General features: G+C 71.8%; 10 protein-coding genes. All 10 read right to left on the bottom strand.

Annotated features, from left to right (window positions below; genetic code table 11):
• Window positions 1-46 precede the first annotated feature (46 nt).
• On the bottom strand, window positions 47-796 hold the full coding sequence (locus ABH941_RS06095) for a YggS family pyridoxal phosphate-dependent enzyme (protein ID WP_370127542.1): 750 nt from the start codon (window positions 794-796) through the stop codon (window positions 47-49).
• Window positions 796-1,536, bottom strand: coding sequence for a peptidoglycan editing factor PgeF (gene pgeF, locus ABH941_RS06090; protein WP_370127541.1), 741 nt, complete (start codon window positions 1,534-1,536; stop codon window positions 796-798). Before pgeF ends, ABH941_RS06095 begins: the two co-directional genes overlap by 1 nt.
• Window positions 1,537-1,561: 25 nt before the next feature.
• Complete coding sequence (gene ftsZ / locus ABH941_RS06085) at window positions 1,562-2,779, bottom strand: cell division protein FtsZ (RefSeq protein WP_370127540.1); 1,218 nt, start codon at window positions 2,777-2,779, stop codon at window positions 1,562-1,564.
• Window positions 2,780-3,075: 296 nt separating this feature from the next.
• Window positions 3,076-3,918 (bottom strand): cell division protein FtsQ/DivIB, encoded by an 843-nt coding sequence (locus ABH941_RS06080; protein WP_370127539.1) that lies wholly within the window; start codon window positions 3,916-3,918, stop codon window positions 3,076-3,078.
• On the bottom strand, window positions 3,911-5,005 hold the full coding sequence (gene murG / locus ABH941_RS06075) for an undecaprenyldiphospho-muramoylpentapeptide beta-N-acetylglucosaminyltransferase (RefSeq protein WP_370127538.1): 1,095 nt from the start codon (window positions 5,003-5,005) through the stop codon (window positions 3,911-3,913). Before murG ends, ABH941_RS06080 begins: the two co-directional genes overlap by 8 nt.
• A gap of 6 nt (window positions 5,006-5,011) precedes the next feature.
• Window positions 5,012-6,364, bottom strand: coding sequence for a putative lipid II flippase FtsW (ftsW, locus tag ABH941_RS06070; RefSeq protein ID WP_370127537.1), 1,353 nt, complete (start codon window positions 6,362-6,364; stop codon window positions 5,012-5,014).
• Between the two features lie 122 nt (window positions 6,365-6,486).
• Complete coding sequence (gene murD, locus ABH941_RS06065) at window positions 6,487-7,947, bottom strand: UDP-N-acetylmuramoyl-L-alanine--D-glutamate ligase (protein WP_370127536.1); 1,461 nt, start codon at window positions 7,945-7,947, stop codon at window positions 6,487-6,489.
• Window positions 7,944-9,008: a phospho-N-acetylmuramoyl-pentapeptide-transferase gene (gene mraY, locus ABH941_RS06060; RefSeq protein ID WP_370127753.1), complete on the bottom strand. Its 1,065-nt coding sequence runs from the start codon at window positions 9,006-9,008 to the stop codon at window positions 7,944-7,946. The genes murD and mraY overlap by 4 nt, the downstream gene beginning before the upstream one ends.
• Window positions 9,009-9,067: 59 nt before the next feature.
• Entirely contained in the window at window positions 9,068-10,489 is a 1,422-nt protein-coding gene (murF, locus tag ABH941_RS06055; RefSeq protein ID WP_370127535.1) for a UDP-N-acetylmuramoyl-tripeptide--D-alanyl-D-alanine ligase, read from the bottom strand.
• 7 nt (window positions 10,490-10,496) lie between these two features.
• Window positions 10,497-12,158: a UDP-N-acetylmuramoyl-L-alanyl-D-glutamate--2,6-diaminopimelate ligase gene (locus tag ABH941_RS06050; RefSeq protein WP_370127534.1), complete on the bottom strand. Its 1,662-nt coding sequence runs from the start codon at window positions 12,156-12,158 to the stop codon at window positions 10,497-10,499.
• Window positions 12,159-12,172 lie beyond the last annotated feature (14 nt).

Here is a 12,172-nt window from a genome sequence, read left to right as displayed (position 1 = left end):
TACTTGTCCTGATTTGTTCTGCGATCTGATCTTCTAACCGGTGACGTTACCCGAGGGGCGGCCGGACACCCAGTACCGCCGTACCGACGCGCACATGTGTCGCCCCTGCTGCGATCGCCTGTTCCAAGTCGCCGCTCATCCCTGCGGAGACCATCGTGGCAGCCGGATGCTGACGGTGCACCAGAGATGCGATTTCCACAAGGCGCACGAAAGCACCCGCGGGGTCACCGGCGTACCGGCCGCGCAAAGGCGCCACAGCCATCACGCCGTCAAGTCGCAGACCTGGGGCGTCGGCCAGCGCATCGGCGAGCTGGAGCACCTGTTCGGGGCGGGCGCCGCCGCGATGGGCCGCGCCCGGCTCGGGATCGCCTTCCAGGGCGACCTGGATAAGGCATCCCAATTCGGGGCGTTCCGACTTCTGGACTTCGGCGGAGAGGGCGTCGACCAGTCTGATCCGGTCGACGGAATGCACCATGTCGGCGTACTTCAGAACAGAACGGACCTTATTGGTCTGCAATTGGCCGACGAAATGCCAGACAAGCGGCAGATCGCGGCATTCCAGCGCCTTCGGACCGGCGTCCTGGTCGCGGTTCTCGGCGACGTTCCGCACCCCGAGCGAGGAGAGCAGCCGGACGTCGGAGGCGGGGTAGGTCTTGGTCACCACGATCAGGGTGACCTCGTCCCGGGATCGCCCGGCGGCGGCGCAGGCGTCGGCCACGCGCCGCTCCACAGCGGCCAGGTTGGCGCTGAGCTCAACAAGACGCCACTCGGCCAGGCGCGACTGCGGGTCGGTCATCAGGAGGTTCCGTTCAGCCAGACATAGCCCGCGAGACGGCCGGTGCGCTGCTCGCGGCGGTAGGAGAAGTGGTTCGGCGATTCCATCGTGCAGATGTGCGGGAGGTCGGCGACGGTGACGCCGAGCGCCGCGAGCTGGGCCGCGACCCCGGCCGGGAGGTCCAGCGCCGGGGTCCCCCAGCTGGTCTCGGACCAGGTCGCGGGCTCGACCCCGGCGACCTCGGCACGAAGACTCACGGGTACTTCATAACACCGGCCGCAGACCGAGGGCCCGATCGCGGCGGTGATCCGGCCCGCCTCGGCGCCCAGCTCCAGCATGGCGGCAACGGCTGCCGGGACCACTCCGGCGGCCAGTCCGGGGCGGCCCGCGTGGGCGGCGCCGACGACTCCGGCGACCGGATCGGCGAGCAGCACCGGGACGCAGTCCGCCGTCAGCACGGCGAGCGCCTGCCCGGGACCGGCGCCGACCAGTGCGTCCGCGGTCGGGGCGGTGCCGTCGGGCTGGCGCCGGGTCACCTCGGCGACGGCCTTGCCGTGCACCTGGTTCATCCAGGCCACATCGGCTGGGTCGAGGCCGAGCCCGGTGGCGGCGAGCCGCCGGTTCTCGCGGACCGCGGCGGAGTCGTCGCCGACCGCGCCGCCGAGGTTCAGCTCCTGGAACGACGAAGTGCTCACCCCGCCCCACCGGTCGGTGAAGGCGAAGTGAGCACGGTCGTCAAGGGCTAGTCGCTGGCCGATCATGATGATCAGCCTAGTGCGGCTCCGGTTACTTCAAGAAGTCCGGGACGTCCAGCTCCTCGGCCGGGCTGTCCACGTAGGGCGGCCGCGTCTGCGGAACGTGCGGCGGCAGCGGCGGGGCCTGCGGCTCGACGTGGCGCGGCGGCTCCTCGGCGCGCGGGACGCTGCCGATGGTGTGGACGCTGCGCCCGGCGGCGGTGGAGCCGGCCCGGTTGTACTCGCTGGCCCGGTCCTGCTGCGGCGGCGGGGTGGCCGAGTTGGTCGAACGCACCACCGGCTCGCGGACGATGGTGGGCGGCGCGCCGCCGTCGAAGCCGGCCGCGATCACGGTGACCCGCACCTCGTCGCCGAGGGCGTCGTCGATGACCGCGCCGAAGATGATGTTGGCCTCGGGGTGCGCGGCCTCGCTGACCAGCTGCGCCGACTCGTTGATCTCGAAGAGGCCGAGGTCGGAACCGCCGGAGATGGAGAGCAGCACGCCGCGCGCGCCGTCGATGGATGCCTCCAGCAGCGGCGAGGAGATCGCCATCACGGCCGCCGCCTTGGCGCGGTCCTCGCCCCGGGCGGAGCCGATGCCCATCAGGGCCGAACCGGCGTCCGACATGACCGACTTCACATCGGCGAAGTCCAGGTTGATCAGACCGGGGGTGGTGATCAGGTCGGTGATGCCCTGGACGCCGGAGAGCAGCACCTGGTCGGCGGAGCGGAACGCGTCCAGGACGCTGACCTGACGGTCCGAGATGGACAGCAGCCGGTCGTTGGGGATCACGATGAGGGTGTCGACCTCTTCGCGCAGCTGTGCGATGCCGTCCTCGGCCTGGTTGGCGCGGCGCCGGCCCTCGAAGGTGAAGGGGCGGGTGACCACGCCGATGGTCAGCGCGCCGAGGGTGCGGGCGATGTTGGCCACGACGGGCGCGCCGCCGGTGCCGGTGCCACCGCCCTCGCCTGCGGTGACGAAGACCATGTCGGCCCCCTTGAGGACCTCCTCGATCTCCTCGCGGTGGTCCTCGGCGGCCTTGGCGCCGACGTCGGGGTTGGCTCCGGCTCCGAGGCCGCGGGTGAGCTCACGGCCGACGTCGAGCTTGACGTCCGCGTCGCTCATCAGGAGGGCCTGCGCATCGGTGTTGATCGCGATGAACTCGACGCCCTTGAGCCCGACCTCGATCATCCGGTTGATGGCATTGACGCCACCGCCGCCGATGCCGACGACTTTGATGACTGCGAGGTAGTTCTGGGGTGCTGCCACGTCGAAGGCCTCTCGCCTCGGATGTACGGTGCCGAAGGGGCGGGAACTCTGAACGCGAGGCCCTGACCCGAACCCTGAACCTGAGGTTTAGGGTTAATGCTCTGTCACTCTTCCATCATCTACTGTCACAGGACACTAGGTCTCAGAGCCTGCCCGTTCAACGGACACGCCGAGCCTGCGCTTTTTTCTTGTGATGCTATGTGATCAATGTGCCGGACTTTCACCCGGGGTGGCCACCCAGATTCGGGGAGGAACTGGCAGTCCGTCAACACCGCACCGCCGACGGGTTCTCGGAGTCAATGCCGCACGGCCGGCTCGTCGGGTGCGCTGACGTCGTACGACGTGCCCTTCTGCCGGAGCAGCGCGGTGAGCACGACGGCTTTTCGCTGGTCCTGTTCAGAACTTCCCCACAGCACCTTGGAACCGTCAGCGAGTTGCAGTTCCAGATCGTCGTACGAATGCACGACGACCGACCTGGTCTGCTTGGAAACCGCTGCCGGAAGGGCTTTGGCGACATCCACCGCCGCGGCGACCAGGGCCTGTTCGGGGAAGACCGCGAGCGCGCCCCGCCCCGCGGCGGAGAGCGACAGTTCGACCACCGGTACTCCGTTCGGAACCTGACGACTGGTGGCGAAGCGTACCCCCGCCGCGTCGACCTGGGTGTAGACGCCGTCGGAACCCCTGATCGCGGCGATCGCCTGCCGCTCGGTGATCCGGATCTGCACGGTGTGCGGCAGCGAGGTGCCGACCTGCGCGTCGGCCGCCCTGGGCAGCGCCTTGAGCACCCGGGCCCGTACCGCGCCGGTGTCCAGCCGCTCCAGCGGCCCGCCGAGCGGGACCGAGGCCGCGGCGAGCACCTGATCCGTGGTCAGCACCCGGTTGCCGCTGACCCTGACGGTCCTGACATCCAGCGCCGACGAGAACCACACCAGCCAGCAGACCGTCCCCAGCACCGCCGCCAGCAGCAGCCCCAGTACGGCGAAGCCGCGCCGGGACAGCCGCAGCGGGGCGCGCGGCGGTGCCGCCGGGGCCTCCTCGGCCCCGGCGGCGTCCGGCTGCTCCCCGACCGAGGCGGCCGGGACGCCCGAGACGGCCGAAGCGGCCGAGAGGGCGTCGGCGGCCGGGCGGGCGTCAGGCACGGCGGTGCGCGGCGATGGCCTCGTAGACCATCCCCACCAGCAGCTCGTCGGCGTCCCGGCGGCCGAACTCGGAGGCCGCCCGGCTCATGTCCCACAGCCGCTGCGGGTCCGTCAGCACCGGCAGCAGATTGTCGATCACCCACTCCGGGGTCAGCTCGGCGTCGTCCACCAGCAGCCCGCCGCCGGCCCGGACCACCGGCTGGGCGTTGAGCCGCTGCTCGCCGTTGCCGATCGGCAGCGGGACGTAGGCGCCGGGCAGGCCGACCGCCGAGAGCTCGGCGACGGTCATCGCCCCGGCCCGGCAGAGCATCATGTCGGCCGCGGCGTAGGCGAGGTCCATCCGGTCGAGATAGGGCAGCACCCGGTAGGGCGGCATGCCCGGAACGTCGTCGATGGCGGGCAGTTCGTTCTTGGGACCCACGGCGTGCAGGATCTGCACCCCGTACTGCTGCAGCCGCGGCGCGATGGCCTGGACGGTCTCGTTGAGGCGGCGCGCGCCCTGGGAGCCGCCGGACACCAGCAGCGTGGGAAGCCGCTGGTCCAGGCCGAAGTAGGCGCGGGCCTCGGGGCGGGCCGCGTTGCGGTCCAGGGTGGCGATGGTCCGGCGCAGCGGGATGCCGATGTAGCGGGAGTCCCGCAGCTTGCTGTCCGGGGTGCTGACGGCGACGAAGTCGCTGTAGCGGGCGCCGACCTTGTTGGCCAGCCCGGGACGGGCGTTGGCCTCGTGCACCACGATCGGGACCCGGGCCCGCTTGGCCGCGAGATAGGCGGGCATGGCGACATAGCCGCCGAAGCCGACCACCGCGTCCGCCTTGGTGCGCTCCAGGATGTCCTGGACGGCCTTGACCGTCCCGCGCAGCCGGCCAGGAACGGTGATCAGTTCCGGGGTCGGCTTGCGCGGCAGCGGTACGGCGGGGATCAGTGCCAGTTCGTAGCCGCGCTCGGGGACCAGTCTGGTCTCCAGGCCGCGTTCCGTGCCCAGCGCCGTGATCCCGATCGTGGGGTCGTTCCTGCGCAGTGCGTCCGCAAGGGCGAGCGCGGGCTCGATGTGACCGGCGGTCCCCCCGCCGGCGAGTACGACATGCACCGAAATTCACCGCTCCCTGCGCTGCCGGGCCTTCCCGAGCCGCGCGATGGTCCGTTGGGGCAGACCGATGAGTCTGCCCAGGGCGTTCTTGCGTGTCCGCTTGCTCCGGGCGGCGAGAGCAGCCCTGGCGGCGGGTTCGCTGCGTGCGAAGCAGAGCAGCATCCCTACCGCGAACATGGTCGGCAGCAACGCCGAACCCCCGTAGGAGAACATCGGGAGCGGGACTCCCGCGATGGGGAGGAGTCCCAGCACCGCACCTATGTTGATCATGGCCTGGGCCATGATCCAGGTGGTGGCGCCTCCTGCTGCATACCTGATGAAGGGGTCCCTCGTGCGACCGGCCACGCGGATACCCGCATACCCTAGTGCCGCGAAGAGGGCGAGTACCGACAGCGTCCCCAGCAGACCCAGTTCCTCCCCGGTCACAGCGAAGATGAAGTCCGTGTGGGGCTCCGGGAGTTGGCCCCATTTCTCGACGCTGGCGCCCAGTCCGCGACCGGTCAGACCGCCGCCCGCCAGTGCGTACACTCCCTGAACGGCCTGCCAACAGGAGCCGTCCGCGGGGACACTGGTGGCCCCGATGCACTGGATCCGGCCGAGGCGGTGCGGCACCAGCGCGATCAGCAGGGTGCTGAAGCCGAGGGCGATCGCGGCGGCCCCGCCGAAGAGCCGCATCGGCGCCCCGGAGATCCAGAGCAGGCCGAACAGCAGCGCACAGATGATCATCGCGGTGCCCATGTCGCCGCCGGCCAGCACCAGGGTCAGCAGCAGCACCGCCATCGGCACCAGCGGGATCAGCAGGTGCTTCCACTGGTCCAGCATCCGCATCTGCTGCTTGCGGGCCAGCAGGTCCGCGCCCCACAGGACCAGCGCGAGCTTGGCGAACTCGGAGGGCTGGATCTGGAACGAGCCGCCGAGGCTGATCCAGTTCTGGTTGCCGTTGACCGCCTTGCCCACCCCCGGCACCGCGACCAGCAGCAGCAGCCCGAGCACCGCGATCAGCAGCGGATAGGCCAGCGCCCGGTGCAGCCGCACCGGCAGCCGGGCGGCGACGTACATCAGCACGCTGCCCAGGGCGACCGCGGTGAGCTGCTTGGTGAAGAAGAAGGTGAAGGAGAGACCCAGGGTCCTGGCCTCGATCTGGGAGGCGGAGAACACCATCACCAGACCGAGCACCAGGATCAGCGCCGAGGACCCCAGGATCAGGTAGTACGGCGTCAGCGGCCGTTCCAGGCCGCGCTGGAAGCGTCCCAGGGCGGTGCCGGGACCGGTGAAGCGGCTCTTGGAGCGGAAGACCGCGACCGAGGTCGCTCCCGGCCTGGCGGGCCGGACGGCGGGTCGCGCCTTCGTACCGGCCACGACGGCCCCCTCTCCCCTGATGCTCCGATGCTCCGATATTCCGGGGCTGGGGGCGACCCCCGGGCCCCACGTGAACCCGTGGCCGGTGACCCTCGGCGCACGGGCATCGCCGCGGAGGACCGCTACGGCTCCTCCGCGAGCGCGACGGCGCGGGCCGCCGCGGCGAAGAGGTCGCCGCGCTCACCGTAGTTGGTGAACATGTCCATGGAGGCGCAGGCCGGTGCGAGCAGCACGGTGTCGCCGGGACGGGCGAGCCCGGCGGCTGCGCGTACCACCGCGTCCATGGCCGGGGCACCAGTCTGGCCGTCCGGGAGCTCGATCACCGGGACCTCGGGGGCGTGTCGCGCCAGCGCCTCCCGGATCAGCGCCCGGTCGGCGCCCATCAGCACCGCGCCGCGGAGCGCCTTGGCGGCGCCGGCCACCAGGGAGTCCATGTCGGCGCCCTTGGCCAGGCCGCCGGCGATCCACACGACGGACGGGTAGGCGGCCAGGGAGGCGGCCGCCGCATGGGGGTTGGTGGCCTTGGAGTCGTCGATCCAGGTCACCCCGCCGCTCTGCACCACCTCGGCGATCCGGTGCGCGTCCGGACGGAAGGCCCGCAGGCCGTCCCGGACCGCGCGCGGCTCGACGCCGTAGGCCCGGGCCAGCGCGGCGGCGGCGAGGGCGTTGGCGATGTTGTGCGGGGCGGCGGGCTGGACGTCCTCGACGGAGGCCAGCTCGGCCGCATTTCTGTGACGGTCGGTCACGAAGGCGCGGTCGACCAGGAGTCCGTCCACCACGCCGAGCTGGGAGAGGGCGGGCGGGCCGAGGGTGAAGCCGATGGCGCGGCAGCCCTCCTCCACGTCGGCCTCGCGGACCAGCGCCTCGGTGGCGGGGTCGGCGGTGTTGTAGACGCAGGCGACGGTGTTGCCCTCGTAGATCCGGCCCTTGTCGGCCGCGTAGGCCTCCATGGAGCCGTGCCAGTCGAGGTGGTCGGCGGCGACATTGAGCACCACGGCCGAGTGCGGACGCAGCGAGGAGGACCAGTGCAGCTGGTAGCTGGAGAGCTCCACGGCCAGGACGTCGTAGGGCTCCTCGGCCAGCACCGCGTCCAGGACGGACACCCCGACATTGCCCACGGCGGCCGTGCGCCGGCCCGCCGCGGTCAGGATCGAGGCGAGCATCTGGACCGTGGTGGTCTTGCCGTTGGTGCCGGTGACCGCCAGCCAGGGCGCGGGCTCGCCGGTGGCCGGATGCGGCCTGCGCAGCCGCCAGGCCAGCTCCACATCGCCCCAGACCGGCACGCCGGCCCCGGCCGCGGCCAGGAAGAGCGGGCTGTGCGGCGGCCAGCCCGGCGAGGTGACGACCAGTCGGGTGCCCTCGGGCAGGGTCTCCCCGTCCCCGAGCAGCACCTCGACGCCGAGCGCGCGCAGTTCGTCGGCCTGCGCCCGCTGCCGGGGGCCGTCCCCGCCGTCCACCACGGTGACCCGGGCGCCAAGGCCGTGCAGCACCCGGGCCGCGGGGACGCCCGACACGCCCAGGCCGGCCACGGTGACCGGCAGGCCCTTCCACTCGGGGGTCCGCTCCGGGGTGGCGTCGGTCATGTGGCGGTCACCCAGCCCGCGTAGAAGAGCCCGAGCCCGACCGCGACGCACAGGCCCTGGATGATCCAGAAGCGGACCACGATCAGGACCTCGGACCAGCCCTTGAGTTCGAAGTGGTGCTGCAGCGGAGCCATCTTGAAGACCCGCTTGCCGGTCATCCGGAACGAGCCGACCTGGATGATCACCGACAGGGTGATCAGCACGAACAGGCCGCCCAGGATCGCCAGCAGCATCTCGGTGTGCGAGCAGATCGCCAGACCGGCCAGCGCGCCGCCGAGGGCCAGCGAGCCGGTGTCGCCCATGAAGATCTTCGCCGGCGAGGTGTTCCACCACAGGAAGCCGAAGCAGGCGCCCATCAGCGCGGCGGCGACCACGGCCAGGTCCAGCGGGTCCCTGACCTGGTAGCAGAGCGGTCCCGCGCTGGCCGCGGAGCCGCAGGTCTGGCCGTACTCCCAGATGCCGATGAAGACATAGGCGCCGAAGACCATCACCGAGGCGCCGGTGGCCAGGCCGTCCAGACCGTCCGTCAGGTTCACCCCGTTGGACATCGCCAGGATCATGAAGATGGCCCAGAGCGCGAACAGCACCGGGCCCAGCGACCAGCCGAAGTCGGTGACGAAGGAGAGCTTGGTCGACGCGGGGTGGATCCCGGCCGAGTCGGAGAAGCTCAGCGCGCCGATGGCGAAGAGCACGCCGACGATCAGCTGCCCGGCCATCTTCGCCTTGGCCCGCAGGCCCAGCGAGCGCTGCTTGACGATCTTGATGTAGTCGTCCAGGAAGCCGACCAGGCCCATCCCGGTCATCAGGAACAGCACCAGCAGGCCGGAGGCCGTGGGCGGGGTGCCCACCAGGACCTTGGTCAGCGCGTAGGCGACCAGGGTCGCCAGGATGAAGGCGATACCGCCCATGGTCGGCGTGCCGCGCTTGCTGTGGTGCGCCTTGGGGCCGTCGTCGCGGATCATCTGGCCGTAGCCGTGCTTGGCCAGGATGCGGATCAGGACCGGGGTGCCGACCAGCGAGAGGACCAGCGCGAAGACCGCGGCGAACAGGATCTGACGCATCGGCGAGCTGCTGGTGCTCGCCAGCTGCACCGTCGTGGCGTGATCCATCAGGGTCGGATTCACGCGCCCGCTCCATTCGACACGACGCCGTCGGCGAGCAGCGCCTCGGCGACCCGCTCCAGGCCGACCGAGCGCGACGCCTTCACGAGCACCACGTCCCCCGGCGCGACCTGCTCGCGCAGCAATGCGATCGCCGCATCCACATCGGACACCAGCACCGATTCCTCACCCCATGAACCTTCGTTCCTCGCGCCCAGCTCCATGCAGGCCGCCTCCCGGCCGCCGACAGCGACCAGGGTCGCGATGTCCAGCCGAACCGCCAGCCGGCCCACCGCGTCGTGCTCGGCGAGGGAGTCCTCACCGAGTTCCCGCATCTCCCCCAGAACCGCCCAGGTACGGCGGGCACCGGGCCCTCTGCCCCCGATCGCGGCGAGGGCGCGCAGGGCGGCCCGCATCGAGTCGGGATTGGCGTTGTAGGCGTCGTTGATCACCGTGACGCCGTCCGGACGGTCCGTCAGCTCCATCCGCCAGCGGGACAGGCTGCCGGCCTCCCCCAGTGCGACGGCGAGCTGGTTCACGTCCATACCGCACTCGGTGGCCACGGCCGCGGCGGCGAGGGCGTTGGAGACATGGTGCTCACCGTAGAGGCGGAGCTGAACGGGCGCGGAACCGGAGGGGGTGACCAAGGTGAACCCCGGTCGACCCGATGCGTCCAGGCGGACGTCCTCGCCCCGGATCTGCGCCTCGGCGGACTCGCCGAAGAGCAGCACCCGCGCCTGTGTGCGCGCGGCCATGGCCCGGACCAGCGGATCGTCCGCGTTCAGCACGGCGCAGCCCTCGGGCGGGAGCGCCTCGACCATCTCCCCCTTGGCCTCGGCGATGCCCTCGCGGCTGCCGAACTCGCCGATGTGGGCGGTGCCCACGTTCAGCACCAGCCCGATCGACGGGCGGACGATGCCAGTCAGGTGGGCGATGTCGCCCTTGTGCCGGGCACCCATCTCCAGGACCAGGAAGCGGGTGGAGTCGGCGACCTTCAGCGCGGTCAGCGGGAAGCCGATCTCGTTGTTGAACGAGCCCTCGGTGTAGACCGTGGGGCCGAGCCCGCCCAGCAGTTGGGCGATCAGGTCCTTGGTGCTGGTCTTCCCGGCGGAACCGGTCAGACCCACCACGGTGGTCCCGGCGGTGCGCGCGGTGACGGCGTGCGCCAGCCGGCTCAGCCCCGCCACGACGTCGTCGACCACCACGGCGGGGACGCCGACCGGTCGGGAGGCCAGCACCGCCACCGCCCCCTCGGCGACGGCGCGCCCGGCGAAGTCATGGCCGTCCACCCGTTCGCCGACCACGGCGGCGAACAGAGCGCCGGGGACGACCTGACGGGAGTCGTGGACCACCGGGCCGGTGACAAGGGCCTGCGGGTCCGGAACGTCGTGCAGCTTCCCCCCGGTGGCCTGGGCCACCTCGGCGAGGGTCAGTGGGATCACGTTGGCTCTACTCCTTGGCGTCGCCGTCGCGATGCGACGCGAGGATCGCCTCGCCCAGCACGGCACGGTCGTCGAAGGGTCGGATCTCGTCGCGGACGTACTGGCCGAGTTCATGGCCCTTGCCCGCGACCAGGATGCAGTCGCCGGCGTGGGCCAGGGCGACGGCGGCGGCGATGGCACGGGCCCGGTCGGGTTCGACCAGGACCGCGCCGCGTTCTGCCTCGGGAACCCCGGCAGCGCCGCCGAGCATGGCATGGAGGATCGCCAGCGGGTCCTCGGAGCGGGGATTGTCGCTGGTCAGGATGGCGGTGTCGGCGAACCGGGCGGCGATCGCGCCCATCGGCCCGCGCTTGAAGGGGTCGCGGTCGCCGCCGCAGCCGACCACGACGTGCACCCGTCCCTTGGTGACCTCGCGCAGCGAGCGCAGCGCGGCCTCCAGGGCGTCGGGCTTGTGGGCGTAGTCCACCACGGCGACATAGGGCTGGCCCCGGTCGACCCGCTCCATCCGGCCGGGGACCCCGGGGACGGCGGCGACGCCGGCGGCGACCTCCTCCAGCGGCAGTCCTGCACATGCCAGGGCGGTGATGGCCGCGAGGGCGTTGGCGACGTTGAAGGGACCCGGCAGCGGCACCGAGGCGTCGACCGACGCGCCGTCAGGGCCCACCACGCGGAAGGTCGATCCGGCCGGGCCCAGGTGCACGGCCTCGGCCCGCCAGTCGGCGTCGGGGTCGCCGGTGGCCGAGTAGGTGACCACCGGGGTCTCCGCCTCGGCGGCCAGGCGGCGGCCGTAGCGGTCGTCCAGGTTGACCACGCCCAGTTTGGCCCTGCGTGCGGTGAACAGCCCGGCCTTGGCCCGGTAGTAGTCCTCCATGTCCGGGTGGAAGTCGAGGTGTTCCGGCGTCAGGTTGTTGAAGACCGCCACGTCGTAGACCACGCCGTCGACCCGGCCGAAGACCAGGGCGTGGCTGGAGACCTCCATCACCACCGCGTCCGCGCCGCTCCCGGCCATCACCGCGAGCACCGCGTGCAGGTCGGTGGCCTCGGGGGTGGTCCGCTCGCTCTTGATCCGCTCGCTGCCGACCCGCATCTCCACGGTGCCGATCAGCCCGGTCTCCCGGCCGGTGCCGCGCAGGCCGCCCTCGACCAGGTAGGCGGTGGTGGTCTTGCCGTTGGTGCCGGTGACGCCGATCATCAGCAGCCGCTCGGCGGCCCGGCCGTAGAGGGCTGCGGCGAGCGCGCCCATCCGGCCCCTGGGGTGGTCCACCACCAGCAGCGGCACCCCGCAGTCGGCCGCGCGGACGGCCCCGTCGGGGTCCGTGAGCAGGGCCACGGCGCCATTGGCGACCGCCTGCGGGGCGAAGGCCGCGCCATGGGCGTTCGCGCCCGGGAGGGCCGCGTAGACGTCGCCCGGGCGGACCGCCCGGGAGTCATGGGTGATGCCGGTGACAGCGCCGGGCCACGGGCCCGCGTCGTCCAGCCCCAGCAGGGCCGCGACCTCGGCGAGCGGGACGGCGGGCAGTCCCTGCGGGCGGGGCGGGGCCGCCGCTCCACGCGGTGGGGGCGGGCTCTCCTGATCACTTCGGTGCACGGCCGTGAGGTTACCGGTACCGCCCTGCCCGGGGCCAAGCGAGGGTGCGTGCGAAGCCTTGGGATCGGTGGGAGGGGTCATGCCATCACTGCCTT

Source organism: Streptacidiphilus sp. EB103A (assembly GCF_041261405.1).
In the GTDB taxonomy this organism is placed as follows: Bacteria; Actinomycetota; Actinomycetes; order Streptomycetales; family Streptomycetaceae; genus Streptacidiphilus.
This window is presented reverse-complemented; position numbering and strand designations above follow the sequence as displayed.

Excerpts from the sequence above, each read along its gene's own strand:
- ABH941_RS06095 (WP_370127542.1), bottom strand. The coding sequence starts at position 796 with ATGACCGACCCGCAGTCGCGCCTGGCCGAGTGGCGTCTTGTTGAGCTC.
- pgeF (WP_370127541.1), bottom strand. The coding sequence starts at position 1,536 with ATGATCGGCCAGCGACTAGCCCTTGACGACCGTGCTCACTTCGCCTTC.
- murD (WP_370127536.1), bottom strand. The coding sequence starts at position 7,947 with ATGACCGACGCCACCCCGGAGCGGACCCCCGAGTGGAAGGGCCTGCCG.
- mraY (WP_370127753.1), bottom strand. The coding sequence starts at position 9,008 with ATGCGTCAGATCCTGTTCGCCGCGGTCTTCGCGCTGGTCCTCTCGCTG.
- ABH941_RS06050 (WP_370127534.1), bottom strand. The coding sequence starts at position 12,158 with ATGACCCCTCCCACCGATCCCAAGGCTTCGCACGCACCCTCGCTTGGC.